The sequence below is a fragment of the Vibrio aerogenes genome, assembly GCF_024346755.1.
GTDB classification, from domain to species: domain Bacteria; phylum Pseudomonadota; class Gammaproteobacteria; order Enterobacterales; family Vibrionaceae; genus Vibrio; species Vibrio aerogenes.
This window is the reverse complement of record NZ_AP024861.1, coordinates 2,502,297-2,518,865: the sequence shown is the minus strand read 5'-3', so window position 1 is coordinate 2,518,865 and position 16,569 is coordinate 2,502,297. Positions and strand designations below refer to the sequence as shown.

General features: G+C 46.9%; 11 protein-coding genes. 6 read left to right on the top strand and 5 right to left on the bottom strand.

All coding sequences use genetic code 11. The features are described from left to right. Positions 1-4: 4 nt before the first annotated feature. Positions 5-517, top strand: a complete 513-nt coding sequence (locus OCV29_RS11190; RefSeq protein WP_139281671.1) for a hypothetical protein — start codon at positions 5-7, stop codon at positions 515-517. Between the two features lie 604 nt (positions 518-1,121). Here OCV29_RS11190 and OCV29_RS11185 read toward each other — a convergent pair. The 5 genes from OCV29_RS11185 to OCV29_RS11165 all read right to left on the bottom strand — a co-directional run bounded on the left by OCV29_RS11185 (position 1,122) and on the right by OCV29_RS11165 (position 7,750). Continuing rightward, positions 1,122-2,120, bottom strand: a complete 999-nt coding sequence (locus OCV29_RS11185; protein WP_073605325.1) for a hypothetical protein — start codon at positions 2,118-2,120, stop codon at positions 1,122-1,124. 224 nt (positions 2,121-2,344) lie between these two features. Continuing rightward, complete coding sequence (locus OCV29_RS11180) at positions 2,345-3,157, bottom strand: NPP1 family protein (protein WP_084193470.1); 813 nt, start codon at positions 3,155-3,157, stop codon at positions 2,345-2,347. Positions 3,158-3,806: 649 nt separating this feature from the next. Then, on the bottom strand, positions 3,807-4,187 hold the full coding sequence (locus OCV29_RS11175; protein ID WP_073605326.1) for a hypothetical protein: 381 nt from the start codon (positions 4,185-4,187) through the stop codon (positions 3,807-3,809). 253 nt (positions 4,188-4,440) lie between these two features. Continuing rightward, positions 4,441-6,402 (bottom strand): S8 family serine peptidase, encoded by a 1,962-nt coding sequence (locus OCV29_RS11170; protein ID WP_073605327.1) that lies wholly within the window; start codon positions 6,400-6,402, stop codon positions 4,441-4,443. 682 nt (positions 6,403-7,084) lie between these two features. After that, positions 7,085-7,750 (bottom strand): Crp/Fnr family transcriptional regulator, encoded by a 666-nt coding sequence (locus tag OCV29_RS11165; protein ID WP_073605328.1) that lies wholly within the window; start codon positions 7,748-7,750, stop codon positions 7,085-7,087. A 148-nt stretch (positions 7,751-7,898) separates the two neighbouring features. Between OCV29_RS11165 and OCV29_RS11160 the strand changes: the two genes are divergently transcribed. The 5 genes from OCV29_RS11160 to OCV29_RS11140 all read left to right on the top strand — a co-directional run bounded on the left by OCV29_RS11160 (position 7,899) and on the right by OCV29_RS11140 (position 16,489). Further along, complete coding sequence (locus OCV29_RS11160; protein ID WP_175561596.1) at positions 7,899-8,060, top strand: hypothetical protein; 162 nt, start codon at positions 7,899-7,901, stop codon at positions 8,058-8,060. A gap of 202 nt (positions 8,061-8,262) precedes the next feature. After that, positions 8,263-8,904 carry a uridine kinase gene (udk, locus tag OCV29_RS11155; protein WP_073605329.1) on the top strand — a complete coding sequence of 214 codons (642 nt, stop codon included), beginning with the start codon at positions 8,263-8,265 and terminating at the stop codon, positions 8,902-8,904. A gap of 365 nt (positions 8,905-9,269) precedes the next feature. Beyond that, complete coding sequence (locus OCV29_RS11150; protein WP_084193467.1) at positions 9,270-10,478, top strand: EAL domain-containing response regulator; 1,209 nt, start codon at positions 9,270-9,272, stop codon at positions 10,476-10,478. Positions 10,479-10,509: 31 nt separating this feature from the next. Continuing rightward, positions 10,510-15,282, top strand: coding sequence for a PAS domain S-box protein (locus OCV29_RS11145; RefSeq protein WP_073605330.1), 4,773 nt, complete (start codon positions 10,510-10,512; stop codon positions 15,280-15,282). A gap of 55 nt (positions 15,283-15,337) precedes the next feature. Then, positions 15,338-16,489, top strand: coding sequence for a response regulator (locus OCV29_RS11140; protein WP_073605331.1), 1,152 nt, complete (start codon positions 15,338-15,340; stop codon positions 16,487-16,489). Positions 16,490-16,569 lie beyond the last annotated feature (80 nt).

Here is a 16,569-nt window from a genome sequence, read left to right as displayed (position 1 = left end):
GTGCATGAAATACAGCTACATCGCTGTGATGGTGTCGAGTCTGGTATGTATTCCCACGCAGGAGCGTGGGAACAATTCAAAAAATTTCAAATCAACGACCAATCAAAGGATGAACAGACACGACGTCTGTTCAAAATTTTTCTCGCCACGGATGGCGATAAAAATTGGTCCTGTCCCGCGCGCGTTTAAGCCAAAGATAAAAAGACTTTTTCGGCGGTTTTTGGTCTTTCAAAAACCGTCTGGGGCGCAGGCACTCAAAGCCGCTTGGATCGATGGATTCAATAGTGCACCAAACAGGTCACAGAAGCGGAAAGCTTCCGGTAATGTGACCTCTTACATCGCTGTGATTGTATCGAGTCTGGTATGTATTCCCACGCGGGAGCGTGGGAACAATTCGTCGTCGTATAAAACATCTCAAATCAACGAACAACCAAAGGATGAGCAGACACGACGTCTGTTCAAAATTTTTATCGCCACGGATGGCGATAAAAACTGGTCCTGTCCCGCGCGCGTTTAAGTCAAAGATAAAAAGACTTTTTCGGCGGTTTTTGGTCTTTCAAAAACCGTCTGGGGCGCGGCACCCAAAGCCGCTTGGACCGATGAATCCAACAGCGCACCAAACAGGCCACTGATGCAGAAAACTTCCGATGATGTGACCACTTACATCGCTGTGATTGTGTTGAGTCTGATATGTATTCCCACGCGGGAGCGTGGGAACAATCAATCCCGATGAGCTCAAATCAACGAACAACCAAAGGATGAACAGACACGATGTCTGTTCAAAATTTTTCTCGCCACGGATGGCGATAAAAATTGGTCCTGTCCGGCGCGCGTTTAAGCCAAAGATAAAAAGACTTTTTCGGCGGTTTTTGGTCTTTCAAAAACCGTCTGGGGCGCAGGCACCCAAAGCCGCTTGGATCGATGGACTCAATAGCGCACCAAACAGGTCACTGAAGCAGAAAGCTTCCGATGATGTGACCACTTACATCGCTGTGATGGTGTTGAGTCTGATATGTATTCCCACGCAGGAGCGTGGGAACAATTCAATTTCGATTATCTCAACAGCGCACCAAACAGGTCACTGTAATGTGATTCCCTTACATCGCTTTGATTGATAACAATCAACTGCCGGGACTTTCCTGATAACTGGCCAGCAGTTCCATGGCACTGGCGCGGACAGACATCGACTCACTGCTGTTGTTGGCAATGGTCTGCAAGTCCTTTGCGATACCGGAATCAAACTGTGCCGGTTCCAGTTGGTATAAGGCTTCTATAGCGCTGTATCTGACGGCGTCATTGCCATCATCTGCGTACTCATGAAACAGCGATTTCAGCTTCTGTGCATCACCGGCGACGACTCCGGCTAAGCTTTCAATCGCGACAGATTTCATTTTTCCGCTGGTGCTATCAATATAACCGGTCAGTAAATGCTCAACTTCCGTGCGTTGTGTCTCATCCATTGAAGCATTCGGGACCCGGCTGATGACCTGATCGATCTGCGCCTGTGCATCCTGTGAGTAACTGCCCTGAACGAGTGGGGCCAGAATATCGGCAGGCCGGCCGTTCATCATCAGACTGGTCGCGAGTTCCGCGCCGACTGACAGGGATTGCGCCGAAGCGCTCTGCATCAGCGACAGGGTGAAATCAATCGGGGCGCTGTCTTTGCGGGTTGAGAGCAGCTCGGCCAGCAGATATTTTTCTTCGTAGCCCAAATCGGTTGATTCAATCATGGTCATGATGTCATTCAACGCATGATCATCCGTCTCAAGTCTTTTCTGTAATGCCTGAAACAGGTCATCGGGCACCCGGCCTGATGCGTCAATTCTGGCAAACAGATCCTGAATCGATAACATGACCGGCATGTCCGGGTTGATTGCCGTAGCCGTGATATCCAGTTGCGTGTTCGGGGTCATGGCTGAACCTGAAGTGTCCGGTGTGGACTGGCGTTTCAGCGCCACTGCTGGCTGAGCACTGGCTGGCGTTTCAGCTGCATGATGCGTGTCGGCTTTTGACCACCGGAGTGAGAGCGTGGCTGAATGCGTTTCGGGTTGCAGCCATGTCATCAGTCCATATGACGCAACAGCTGCGCCGCCAACAAGCAAAATCAATTTTCTATACATACGGATACCTTGTCTGATATCTGTCTGATACCTTGATAAATATCAGAGCGTTGTCTGGTATGAACCGCGCCATAACAGCGTGTTCGGTTTTCATCCAATCCGGAAACAGACGACGAGAGTTTGAAAACACCGGATCTGGTCTGTCGGGCCCGAAAAGCCGGGCCTGAAAAAGAGCGGCGCAAGCCGCTCAGGTTTGTATGCCATTGTGAATGACAATGATGACATTATTTTGTACGCCACATGTCCTGGCTTGAATAACTTGGATAACCGGAAGGTTTGAAGCGGTTGACATCACGGAGCATTCTTTCATGCTTGACCGGCAGGTTAGCGTTGCCGTAGTTGAAGCGATGCAGGTTATTGGTCAGGGTTGCATTGCTGACATCGCCTTTCATGGTGTACCAGCTGGCAAGCGCAGGACGAACCCATTTGTGTGTTGGGTTTTCAGCGGTCCATTCGCCGGATTTCGCCATCCGGAAAGAGTGTGTTGCAACGCCTTTGTGATACACAACATGCGGGTGATTACCCCACTTGTTGGTGTCACGCCATGCGCGGGTGCTCAGCTTACCGTGCGCACTGACACTACTGTGCGTCGGGCGGCCATTCCGGGTCCAGACAACCACATTTTCCCAGTCATGACGGTGTCCGAAACCGCCAATACCGCCCTGTGCTGCCATGTCTTTCTGAAAGTACAGCGCATAAACGTGTGCACAATAGTTATTACGACCGCTTTTTTTACACACGTAGCGGTGATAGGTATTAGACAGCCCCATAAAACCACCGTGACGGCAGTGGCCACCGAGTGAACCTGATGGCTTCAGACCACCATTCTGCTGTCCTTTCCGTGAAATACCTGCATCCGGCAGGCAGCCATCTTTATCAAAGTCGAAATCAGGTGCAAACCAGACGGCCTTTGCGTACCGCGGTTTCGCTTCATTCAGACGCTTGAAAAAATGCGCATGTGCATTGATTGAAAAAACAGTCATTCCAAACAGCAGGGCGATCACGCCCCAGAATGACGGGGTACTTTTCCTGTTCATATATATCCCAAAATATAAAATAAAAAACACCAAAAATATGAGTGGGTTGTCATTCGTCCATTGCGACAAATCCCTGACTCGCTAATGCGTAAATTACTTACCAATAGATATTTAATTTACTGGGCTGCATTCTATTTTCGTAATATTTCATATTCTTTACTTAATTGTTAATTAATGAATTTACATTACTTTACAGTTGGTAAATATATTTTGATGGAATTTTAAATGCAGTATTTAAAGTAAAAACTCAAAGGTTATCAGATTGGTTTTGTTCTCTGATATATCTGGTGATTTTCTGTAACTAAATGAAATTATTGGTTTTTATTTGAGGTTTTCAGTGTTTCTGTCTGTTTTAAATAAAGTTAATCATCAAGAGGTTATTAACTTTATCTTGATTTTTCAGGAAAATTTAAATAAATGATGTTTTCTTAATCAAAAAATTTAAACAGAATTAAAATATTATTTTTATTTATATGAAATATCGTTTATATTTTGAGAGTGATGTCAGAAATACCTGAATCAGTATCGCGTGATGAATATGGTTAAATGGCGGCAGTCCGGCGTGTTGCTCTGTCACAGCTGATGCAGGTATCAGCGAAATCCGAAACCTGCACCATAAAACTGTTTGAGTCTGAAAAGACGTTTTTGATCAATACTGGATTAATTCTACGGATGGAATGACATCGTGCCGGGCATCAGATAACCGGAGCTGGATCGTCCTTTTTTGATAAATGCCTTGATCAATGGGCTGGAACTGGTGGCGGAACAGGAAGTCATTCATCTCAGTCCGGGGAATTTGACAGTGCAGATGAATCACCACAGGTTTAGTTGCCGTTGCAGAGTGATAAGAAAGCTTGGGCATGGTCTGACAGAGTTTTTCCAGTTGCATCATTTCACCGGGGGTGAACAGAAAATCTTCAATGCTATTGGCAGTGTACAGATGATTTTCAGAATGAATACAATAAATAAAACAAGAAATCACAATAGCAAATGAGGTAATAAACGGGGTAATGGGTATTCTGCAATCCATATTAATATGTGGGTTAGTCGCTGCTTTTATTGCCTGATGATCTATCTTAGTTTCTTGTTATTGTAAATATGCAAGACATCTTTATGTGCACCTTGTATCATCTTTGGCTTGGATCTTTGAAGTCGCACGCACTTCATGAATGTTGGGTTGCCTCTGTGGATTTATTCTGACCCGGTTAGAGAAATGAGACTGCCGCCCGTCACATAGAGGCGGCAGTTATTTAGCTCAAAGAAAGAAATTCACCGCAAAATGCTCAGTCTTTGCCAATCATCTTTTTCAGATAATTCAGGGCTGCCTGAGCATCGGCTTCACCAGCGCCCGTCACCGGATCCCAGCCTTCACTGCCACGGTCGGTTTTGATATCACGAGCGGTAGACAGCAGGGCTTCCTTAATCATTTCGCCGGAAGCATCTGAGCCAGCATACTGTTTTAGCAGTGCGGCAACACCAGCCAGCGTTGGTGCAGCTGAAGATGTACCAAAGAAGTTTGGCAGGCCATCCGGCTCATTGATCACATTCCATGAAGAAGGAATATCACTGCCGAAGAATGAGGTGTCTCCACCATCTGTTGACGTGATTGACGGTCTTTTCATGGTTGAATAAGCATAATTTCCGTCGATATCAAAATAGAAAGGGTGGCTGGCTGATCCTTTCGAACTTTGGGATTCAACAAAAATATCCGCGTCACTGTTGACATAAGGGTGGCTGCCGTACCACGGCATGGCAGCGACCGTAATCGCGCCTTCCGAGTACGCGTGTCCGTACATCATCGAGCTGTTATAATCCACACCTACTTTGATATTGTCACTGGACATCGGGAAGCGAAGGTTCAGTTTTACCGGCACATTGAGATTTTGCGGAATGACATCCGTATTTCCTGACCAGTGATTGACGGCCAGATAAAATGTTTTGGACGAGCCGGAGTTATTGGTATACCAGATTTGCTCATACGGGTCGTTGTACTTCTTGTCACCCTGCTCGGATAAACTGGAGTAGACAACACTGACATTGTTATTTGAGTCTTTTTCAAGCAGGTACATATCAAAATCAATCAGCGGGAAGTTGATTTTGTTTTCCTGATAACTGATATAAGGCTGGTTCCAGTTCAGAACGGCCCGGAAATGACTGCCGGCAGGAATCGTCACCGGCAAATATGCACTGCCGTTTGGCCATTTATGGAAGTCATAACCATACGCGACTTTGCCATCAGACGATGATGAGTGATTATCGTAAGTGCTGGTATCGATATCCTGATAAGTGAATTCATAGCTGCGTTCGCTGTCATTTCCGGCGATCGTGAAGAACATCACACCGCTTGCCACACATTCCTTAATCGCTTCATTAATGATGCCCGGCTGATAAAACGGAGCCGAGGAATACATGGTATCGTCGACGATGATATCAGCACCTGCACCGCCTTCTGAACGGGGTTTACACAGGTCTTTGACCGCGGCCACGAAACCAAGCATTGAGGCCTGATCTGAATAGAAAGAGATATCTGCATCCGGTGCGATGTCATGGATATTTTCAGCCATGGCTGCGCCTTCGTCTGTATCACTGTAGGTATTGGCATCATCGCGTAATTCAACGGATGCGGGTAAATCTCCGGAAATCTGGTTTTTGGCATTTTTCAGGATGCCGGCTTTTCTCAGGGCTGGTGTGGTTTTATCACCGCGCACACCGGAAGAATGGGCGAAACTGTCTGAAATGATGCCGACACGCACGCCTTTACCAGTCAGACCGGGCAGCGTTTTTTGCACCTGATCGACATTCAGTGCGCTGACACTGTGGTCGGTCGCTTTACCGACATAATGACTCGACGGTGAAGCCTGAGAAACATACAGAACAACCGAGAGTTTTTTTAATGCCTCCAGGTCAGACTTTGGGGTTAACCGGACGGTGACCAGATGATACTGCTTTGAGATTTGCAGGACTTCAACATGCATGGCTTCCAGTTGCTGCTTTAAATCGTCCGGAACACTGCTCAGCTGGATATTCGCAGTCACTGAAAGTAGTGATCGGACACCGTTCGTATTTTGATTCAGAGCATTCTGAATTTTCATATCCAGTTTGCTGTCTTGTTTTGGGCTCACAAGCGGAGCTGGTAAAACAGCCTGATTGGTTTCACTGGCATGAACCGCGGGTAAATGCAGACTAAATACACATGCTAAAAACGTATTTGACCAGAATAATGGCTTACTGATGTTGTTTTTCATTTTTTAACCTCATTAGGGGGATAATTTAAGTTAAAGGGTTTTATTATTATCACGTTGTTTTATTTGACGTTATCTTATTTTTGAATGATTACTCTAGTTATAAATGACATCAAAATACTTCATTTAAACGCTTATGATTATTAATTATAAAAATATTAATCCTGATAATATTTTTATTTGTGTCATCATCATTCAAAATTGTATTATATTTAATGAAAGCGGTATCATTGGAGTAATTTATTGATTTTATTGTGATTTTTTATTTAAATTTTTATTTCAAAATTGTTTAATAACACCAAAAAACTGATCGTTTCACTCATAAATATTGAGTAATGATTCGCTAATGTACATGTAAAGACAAGTCAGAATATAATTACAAATATTATGATTTGCAAGAATTAATTTGAATAAATCAATTGAATTAAATATTTGCTTTTACTTTCATAGGATTATTATTTGTCAGTTATTTATTGTGATATGTTTTATTGTATATTCATTCTGTGACTAGCCGGTGATATAATAATAAGAGATTAACCCCAATATAATTTGATTATATTAATGGTATTATCATCAGTATCTGAAGTCATTTGAGCATAACCGCGCTGGGGAGTGAAACCACGGGAAGGAATAACACGGGAAGGCATAAACTGAAGAAAAAATTGCGGACGGCAGAAAGCCGGCTTTAAGACCCGGCAGCACCAAAGACCATGGTGTTAATTTGATCGGTGTTTTTGATGATGATTTTACTGTAGCGGGTTTGAATCAGCCCAAGCTTTTCCATGACTCTCAGTTGTGTGTCGACATCTTCCTGAGGTGCGCCAATCACGCCTGCCAAATCGGCCTGAGTCAGCGAGATTTCATGGGTACTGGATTTAATCGCTTTCATCAGCAGTTGCCGGGCGATGCGAAACTGAAGATCGCAGCTCACTTCACACAAGTGGTGTTCTGCAAAGTCGACGTATTCTCTGGTGATATCTTTCAGCATTCGTTGATAAAACATCGGATATCTGTCGAAAAAGCGTTCTGATAATGCACCGGAGATATGAAATATCTTGGTCCTTTTATGTGCAATCGCATTCGCTGATGCCGGTAAACCCGCAAAGTAATGCACATAACCCAGCCACTCATCGGTGCTGCGGAGTAAAATATGCTGGCTGTGATTGCCGGTTTTACGTTTCAGATGAATCGCGCCTTCTGCAATCACATAGTATCCGTCTAAAAACTGTCCTGCCTGATAAAGACATTCACCGGGCTCAAGTGACCGGTAAGTGCCATTAATCAGTAAAAAGTTTTCCGCTCTCTCTGAGATACCGTGAAAAGGCGATGATTCATTAAAAAAACTATGCACAGCTGACCTTTCATTTCATATATAAATAAATTCACGCCGCTTATTATACAGATAGAATCGACTTATTTAACAAAATTATTAGTAAATTGCTGAAAATATCACCTGTAAAAGCGGAAGAAATCGCCGTCAATTCGCCCGCAAGCCAGATATGGCGGGTTTTGAGGTGTTTTACAGAGCGATGTTCCGGGAAACAAAAAAACACGGGGAAAGATCGCAGAAAGTCCGGGCTGCTGTCTGGCCGGATCGTTCGTGCCCTAACGATTTGAATCGCCTCTGCGACGATGCAGATGATATGGATGGAGACAACTGACTGACCTGTCAGTAATTTTGTAAATGTCTCTGTCAAGGAATCATTTGTCTTTGCTGATAAGCTGAATTATTCATCCTGTCAATGCTATTGACTGAAGTTGTTCAACTTTTCCGGAATCCGTGCTGGTATCTCAGGCGGCTTATCTCTATAATCACGCCGCTAGTCATTTCTTTACCATCGTTTGTTATCGGGTACTTCAAATATGTCTGATCATAGTCATTGTGTCATCATCGGAATCGCGGGCGCTTCTGCTTCAGGTAAAAGTCTTATTGCGACCACCATTTATCAGGAGTTGCGGGCCAAGGTGGGGGACCACCAGATTGGGGTGATTACCGAAGATTGTTACTACAAAGATCAGAGCCATCTGAATATGGAGCAGCGGGTGAAAACCAACTATGATCACCCGAATGCACTGGACCATGATCTCCTGTGCGAGCATCTGCAGCAGCTGACCCTGGGCAATGCCGTTGATGTGCCTGAATATAGTTATTCGGAACATACCCGGACCAACAATACCACCAGCATGACACCCAAGAAGGTGATTATTTTAGAGGGAATTTTGCTGCTGACGGATCCCCGCCTGCGTGAACTGATGCATGCCACTATCTTTATGGATACACCGCTGGATGTGTGTTTGATGCGTCGTATCCGCCGGGATGTCGAAGAGCGGGGCCGGACGCTGGAATCAGTTCTCAAGCAGTATCAGAACACAGTGCGTCCGATGTTTTTGCAGTTCATTGAGCCTTCCAAACAATATGCGGATATTATTGTGCCGCGTGGCGGTAAAAACCGGATTGCGATTGATGTACTGAAAGCCCATATCGCACGTTTGTTAAATGCCTGAGTCCGGATGACCTGAGTCCGGCTTTTCTGCTCACCTGGCTTCGTTCCTTCTGCTTGCCTGGTATTCAAATCTGCTCAAATCACCGGAGTTATCGGGTGATTTGGGTATCAAGTCCGTCAATCAAAAAGAAAAATTGTCTTATCGGCTAAATCATAAAATTGCACAATAATTTTTCATAAATCTGGTGTTTCTCTCAATATTTTATGAAATCCCCGCTTTCCACCGGAAGGATCACGGATAATTCGCGCTGCACAGAGACAACTTGCACTATGATTACAGAGTGTGAAACAAATTACGTGTGATGAAAGATAAACACGCTCTAGTGCCAGTTTGGATGAAAGAACAGGAAGGTCGGGAGTTTCATTGTGGCAGAAACAATTCATAACATACTGGTTGTGGACGATCAGGACATTATCCGCTTTACGTTGCGGACCTGTCTTTCCCAACTGGGTGATTATCAGGTGTTTGAAGCAGCAAATGGCGCTGAAGCAAGGAAGATTCTCAATCAGGAGCGGATTGACCTGATTTTTTGCGATCTGAACATGCCGGTTGAAGATGGACTGGCAGTGCTGCAGTATCTGGCTGGTTTAAAATTCCGTCATCCCATTGTCCTGATTAGTGCAGAGGAAGAAGAAATTCTCCGAACCAGTTCCCTGCTGGCGAATCAGTATAACCTCACCATTCTGGGCGTGGCCCGCAAGCCCATCAGTGTTGATATTGCCGCCTCATTTCTGGATGACGCCCGGCATCGTATTCAACCGGAAGCGCCACTGCGTGTGCCGTTAACGGAAGCGGAATTCAGGCAGGCGATTGATCAGGGGCGGCTGATTACCTATTTCCAGCCGCAGATTTCAATGCATCCCTACGCTGTCAAAGGATTTGAGGCGCTGGCACGGATTGTCGCACCGGATGGCGGCCTGATTTACCCTGACCGCTTTATTACCCTGGCAGAAAGCTCGGATGAGCTGATTGAGCTGTTGACCAAAACAACCATTCAGGATGCGTTGAAAAAATTTACAACTTTGCAGGCTAAAGCGCCGGGGCTGACGTTGTCTGTCAATGTGTCGGGCCGGATGATGAAAGACAATGAATTTCCTGCCTGGTTTCAGCATCAGTGCCGCAATGCTCAGGTCGATCCTGAATCCATCATTTGTGAACTGACGGAGACCATACTCAGTGATGAACCGTACTCGATTACCACCTCCATGCTGCGGTTACGTATGATGCGCTTTTATTTATCGATTGATGATTTCGGAACGGGTTATGCCTCGATAGAACAGCTACATGCTTTACCTTTTAATGAGCTGAAAATTGATAAAACCTTTATCCGTGATTGTCTGACCAACTTAAAGTCCAAGGCTGTGGTGGAACAAACGCTGAATATGGCCAAGGCGATGAATTTAACCGTAGTTGCTGAAGGGGTTGAGAATAAGGCAGTGGAACGGTATCTCGATGATCTGGGTTGTGATATCTGTCAGGGCTTTTTGTATTCAGAAGCCGTCGCGCGGGAATCGCTCGCCAAAGCCATTCATATTTCAATGCGGCGCTGTCTGCCGGATTGCTCAGAAAACTGAGTTTGCAACTCGGGAATAAAAGGGGATAGCGATGAAGCTTTCTGCCAAACTGATCTGGCTTTTTTTACTGACCGGATTACTGATTATTTCATCTGTATTTTTGTTCTCCCTGCGGGAAAACAGTTTGCTGGAAAAAAATACGTTAAACCATATCAGACGGGAAGCGACGATACTCAGTCGCCATATCGATGAGCATTTGGCTGAGCGATACAATGATACACAGCTGTTTCCGCTGGTGCTGGGTCATGTTGGTGAGGGACAGTTGGCATATATTACGGCTGGCAGCGAGCTGACTGACCGGCTGAATGACTTTGTCCGCACCTATCAGATTTACCGGCGGATTATTATTTTTGACACGAATGGTGAGGTGCTGGCGGCGAACAGCCAAAATAGCTTTGGTAAAACGGTCGCTAACGTGATGGTGGATGCCGGCAAGATCAGGTTGTCACACTGGTTCCACAACGTATTGTCGGGAGAGACACTCACACCGGAGCGCCCTGAAGGTGTTTATATTGAAGGGCCGGTGCGCGGCATTCTCAGTGGGGAAGCCAATGCTTATGATTTGCTGCTGGCGAAGCTGATCCGGGATGAAACCGGAGCGATTGCCGGAGTCTGGGTCAATCTGATCGATTTTCAGGTTGTGGAACAGATGGTCAGAGATGCTTACGAAATGCAGGCAGGTACGCACCAGCAGCATCAGGCAGAAATTTTGCTGCTCGATGAAGCGGGTCATGTCATCATTGATATGAATCCGCTGGTGCAAAGCGCTGCGAATTACCAGAGAAATTTCAGCAAACTGGGAAAGCTGAATCTGGCGAAATCTGGTTTTGAGGATGCAAAACGTGCGATCGCCGGCCTGACCGGAGCCGGTATTTTTACCGATAAAGCCACGCAGCAGCAACTCATCAGCGGGTATACCCATTCACAGGGCACCAGCACTTACCCGGGGCTGGGCTGGTCGGTACTCATCCGGGTGCCGGCAGAACAGGCGCTGCTGCTGCCGGGTTATATGAGTCAGTCGCTTCTGCTGACCGGGTTTATTCTGTTGATCTGGTGTGTCGGGTTTTATCATGCGATGAGAATGATAAAGCCAATCCGAAGTATCCATGATGCTTTGTGGCAACTGTCCCGCGGTCATACCGATGTCCCGCTGTTGCCGGAGGCACGCAAAGATGAAATAGGCCGGATGGCGGGTGCAGTCAACCAATTGCGTGACACACTCAATGCGCATCATCTGCAGCTGCGTGATGATCACGCTAAATTACAGACAATGGATATTCCCCACCGGTCCATTCATGCCATGACCACGGGCATCGCGGTGATCGACATGACGCAGGAGGAAACGCCGGTTATTTATGTCAATCCTGCATTTGAACACCTGACCGGATACACCTCGATGGAAGCGCTGGGGAAAAATCTGAAGTTTTTACAGGATCCGGAAAGTGTGCAGCAGGTGTGGGAACAGCTCCACCATGAAATGCGGACACACCGATCTTGCTCGGTGACGGTGAAAAGCTTTAAGAAAAGTGGTGTCTCGTTTATGAATCATCTGAGGCTGGACCCGGTATTTACGGAGCAGGGGGCGCTCAGCCATTATCTGGCGTTGTTAACCGATGTCACAGAACAGGAACACCAGCGGGCGCTGGACCGGGTTGAACTGGAGAAAGAGATCGAAGCGCAGAACCGCGATTTTAAAGAGTCCGAAAACCGGCTGAGAGCAATATTTAACACCGCACTGGACGGGATTGTTGTCTTGAATGATGAAGGGATCATTCTGGATGTGAATTACGCTTTTGAAACGATTTTCGGCCAGAGCAAAAAAGTATTGCTGGATAAGCCGCTGATTGAACTGATGAAACCGGAGGATGGCGATTTGCCGGAAGGGTTAACACTTCAGTCTTTACTGGTCAGTTGCCGGAACCGGGTCGGAGCTCCCGGAAAAATGGCGGGGATTCATGCATCCGGGCGGATTTTTCCGGTCGAAATTTCCATCGGTGAAACCTGGCTGGATAATCGCCCTGCATTTGTCGGGGTGGTGCGGGATATTACCATGCAGGTGGAAAACTGGCTGCGGGAGCAGGCACTGAAAGACGAGTTGACTGAGCGGGAAATCATTTACCGGGCCGCCTTCAGTAATGCGGCCGTCGGGATTGCAAGATTATCGCCTGAAGGCCGGTTTCTCGAAGTCAATCACCGGATGTGTAGTGATTTTGGTTATACGGAAGCGGAGCTGCTCCAGCTTTCTTTCACCGATATTACGTTCAGTGATGATGCAGCCCGGGGTGTACAGCTGATTGAGGATGTGAAGGCCGGACGCCGTAAGGAATTTACTATCGATAAGCGTTATGTGCGCAAAAATGGTGAAGTGCTGTGGGCAACGGTGTCTGTTTCACTGGTCCGTAACCCGGATGATTCGCCGAAGTATTTTATTTCTGTGGTTGAAGATATTTCTGAACGCAAAGCATTTGAAGAAGCGCTGAGAGAGTCGAAAGCACAGCGTGACGAACTGCTCAAAGGACGGGCACTGGCATCCGAAGCGGGTGGTGTGTGTAACTGGTCAATCAACCTCAGCACCGGTGCGCTGAAGTGGGATGACAATATGTACGCATTGTACGGCGTGCCGGAAGATGAAGCTCTGGTCTATGAGAGTTGGCGTAACCGGCTTCATCCGGAAGATATCGGGATGGCTGAAGCTATCTTCCGTGACTGTATTGACAACCTCAAACCCTTTAACTGTGAGTTCCGGATTATTAATGAGAAGACGCAGCAGGTGCACTGGGTCAAAGCAGCGGCGGACGTCATTGCCGGGGAAAATGACTTTGCCGAAATGATGTTCGGTATCAATCTGGATATTACCGAAGAGCGTCAGGCGCAGATAAGGCTGGAGAAAGAGACCTTTGCCGCCCGTCAGGCCAGTGAGTCGAAGTCGCGGTTTCTGGCCACCATGAGCCATGAAATCCGGACGCCGATGAATGGGGTGATCGGTATGATTGACCTGCTGCGGGACACCTCGCTGACCCGGGATCAGAAACGCATGGCGAATACGGTACGGGACTCTGCATTTTCGTTGCTGGAAATTATTAACGATATTCTGGATTTCTCAAAAATTGAGGCCGGGCAGATGGCACTGGAATATACGGAAACCTCACTGCTGACACTGATTGAAAAAACCACGGAAGCGCTTTGGGTGAATGCCGGTAACAAAGGGGTGGATATCTTTATTTATTATCACTTTATGACGCCGGACCCGCTGTTGCTGGACTCCGTCCGTATCCGCCAGATTATCCTGAACCTGCTGGGGAATTCGATTAAATTTACCGGTGGAAATGGCCGGCCGGGTTTTGTGATCATCCATATCAGTTATGACGCCGGGACGCTGACGCTCAGCGTGGAAGATAATGGCATTGGCATGAGTGAAGCACAGCTTGGCAAGCTATTCCGGCCATTTTCTCAGGCGGATTCATCAACGACCCGGAAATATGGTGGCACCGGGCTTGGCCTGAGCATTACCAAATCATTTGTTGACATGATGGGGGGCACGATTCAGGCAGAAAGCCAGAAAGGAAAAGGCAGTACATTCACCATCAAAGTGCCGGCAGATGCTGCACCAAACGCCTCTGTCAGTCTGCCGGATTATCGTTTTTCACAGCATGTGCTGGTCCTCAGGGTCAGTGATGTCCTGCTCAGACAAGCTTGTCTGAATATTATTGAGCAGCTTGATTTTGCAAAGGTTTACTACCAGCAGCCGGAGGTGATACCCGATGGTTATTTGCCGGTCACGGTGACGGATGAGGAAGTCAGTCAAGCCATGGAAGCCTTTAGCGTGGTGGTATCCCTGACCCGCGATCCTGTTTGTACTCAGGGCTACATATCGCAACAATCTTACGTCGTCGGCGCACATCCGCTCAAACCCACCGAGTTTATCTTCGGGCTGGCGGTCTCCTGTGGGCTGGAGAGCCCGGATATTGACTGGGATTTCTCTTCAGTCAGTGAACCGGATCAGGTGATTGTGCCGGATAAAACGACGGCGATTGCCGCCGGTACTTTGATTTTATGTGCGGAAGATCAGCCGGTGAATCAGCTGGTGATCTCCCGGCAACTGGAAAAGCTCGGCTACGCTTATGAGATGGCTGATAACGGGAAAATTGCACTGGATATGTGGCGTTCCGGCCGGTTTGGTCTGGTACTGACAGATTGCCACATGCCAGAGATGGACGGTTATGAGCTGACTTCTGAGATTCGTCAGATCGAAGAGCAGGAAGGACGCGAGCGCACGGTTGTCATTGCATTAACCGCCAATGCAATGGCCGGTGAGTCAGAGCATTGTCTGAAAGCCGGAATGGATGACTATATTGCCAAACCGGTTGAGCTGAGCAAGCTGAAGAAAATTCTTTCACTGCGCATGAAGAGCATTTCCCTGCAATCTGCCGTGACGGGATTGCCGCAGGAATCCGTCAGCTCATCGCAGATTCAGGGGATTGATTATGAACAACTGAGCAGTGTGATTGGCACCGATGACCAATCGCTGGTACGGGCGGTACTGGCGATGTTCTGGGAAAGTGTCTCGAAAGATTTATCGGCGCTGGAAGCCGCACTGGCAGAACAAAACAGTGAACTGATCCGCAGCAAAGCACATGGCGCGAAAGGGGCAGCGGCTTCCAGCGGAGCGATGGCGCTCAGTCGTCACTTCAAACAAGTCGAAGCGAATTGTAATAACATCGAGATGGTGAGCACTCTGATTCAGGACATTAAGTCAGAGATGAATTACCTGAAAGAGAGTCTGGAAGCCGACGGTATTATCTGAATCCGTTGCTGGAAAACTGTTGGCTGAGCCAGAACAACATGGGGAGTGACACAAAATGCAAGGGCAGGAGATTCCGGTCAGTGTCTTCATTTTTTATGATTCACTGGAAGTGTTAGATCAGGTCAGAGATATTGTGATGCCATGTTTCAGTCAGATTTATAGTTTCGGGGTTGAGAGTGAACAGGAACTGATCCGCCATTTACAGCAAAAAGAATTTCACGGCATTTTATGTATTTTTGCTTTTGATCAGCCGGGAGATTCTCTCAGGCTGAAACAGCAGCTGGATCATTATCCTGAACTGGAAAAGCTGAGAACCATCCCCGGTATTTCCATGTTGGTTTGCGACAAACAACACAGAAAATCAGCATATCTGTTGTGCGAGAATCATCAGTTTTACACGTATGAAACGATTAAACCTGTTTACGACATTTTCAGATTCCAGCTGACCCTGTATCAGTTAAAGGACTTTATTCTGACGCAGATTCAGCTGCACGATGAGGCGCAGAGTATCCATCAGATGTCTGATGAACTGAACGCCAGCTATGAAGCACTTGATGTGATTGAAACAAAGATAGAACAGGAGAAACAGCGACAAAGTACAGCGTTAAAGCAGGTCATTAAGCCGCTGGAGCAGGTTCTGGAACAGATTCCGGCTGGTGAGTGGAAACGGGTGATGAGCCGGATGATCAACGCCCATCCGGATGCATCGGGCGTACAATTGTCCACACTGAAAAAGAATCTGCATGACTTGCATACCCTGCATGACGAGTTTATGGATGAAATGAGCTTTGCGATTCGGGAAGTGCAGCATAAAGATGTAAAAAAAGAAGTCACACCACTGATTCTGGCGGCAGATGATCAGCCGGTGATGCTGAAAATTATATCCACCATTCTGGAGCCCCGCGGATTTAAAGTGGAAACCGCCAGCAATGGTGCCGAAGCCCTGCTCAAGGCGAAGGTGATGATACCACATGTGATTTTGCTGGATATCGATATGCCGGTGATGGATGGTTTCCGGACACTGAAAGCATTACAGGCGTTGCCGGAGCTGGAACATGTCGCTGTGATTATGCTGACCAGTTTTACTGATAAATCCATCTTTCAAAAATGTATCCAGTGTGGCGCGAAAGATTACATCGTGAAACCAACCAAAGGTGACATTCTGGTGAAAAAAATTCAGAAACTCATGATAAAAGAGGAGGCTTAAGTGGCGCAGTGTTCCGGGGATAATGAGCGCAGATGTTGGCGGAAAAGAGCCGGATGTGAGGTTTTATTCCCCCGTTCTGA

Bases quoted from the DNA above. Each gene is read 5' to 3' on its own strand.
- OCV29_RS11180 (WP_084193470.1), bottom strand. From the start codon at position 3,157: ATGAACAGGAAAAGTACCCCGTCATTCTGGGGCGTGATCGCCCTGCTG.
- OCV29_RS11170 (WP_073605327.1), bottom strand. From the start codon at position 6,402: ATGAAAAACAACATCAGTAAGCCATTATTCTGGTCAAATACGTTTTTA.
- OCV29_RS11190 (WP_139281671.1), top strand. From the start codon at position 5: ATGAAATACAGCTACATCGCTGTGATGGTGTCGAGTCTGGTATGTATT.
- OCV29_RS11140 (WP_073605331.1), top strand. From the start codon at position 15,338: ATGCAAGGGCAGGAGATTCCGGTCAGTGTCTTCATTTTTTATGATTCA.
- OCV29_RS11185 (WP_073605325.1), bottom strand. From the start codon at position 2,120: ATGTATAGAAAATTGATTTTGCTTGTTGGCGGCGCAGCTGTTGCGTCA.
- OCV29_RS11145 (WP_073605330.1), top strand. From the start codon at position 10,510: ATGAAGCTTTCTGCCAAACTGATCTGGCTTTTTTTACTGACCGGATTA.
- OCV29_RS11175 (WP_073605326.1), bottom strand. From the start codon at position 4,187: ATGGATTGCAGAATACCCATTACCCCGTTTATTACCTCATTTGCTATT.
- udk (WP_073605329.1), top strand. From the start codon at position 8,263: ATGTCTGATCATAGTCATTGTGTCATCATCGGAATCGCGGGCGCTTCT.
- OCV29_RS11160 (WP_175561596.1), top strand. From the start codon at position 7,899: ATGGCGGGTTTTGAGGTGTTTTACAGAGCGATGTTCCGGGAAACAAAA.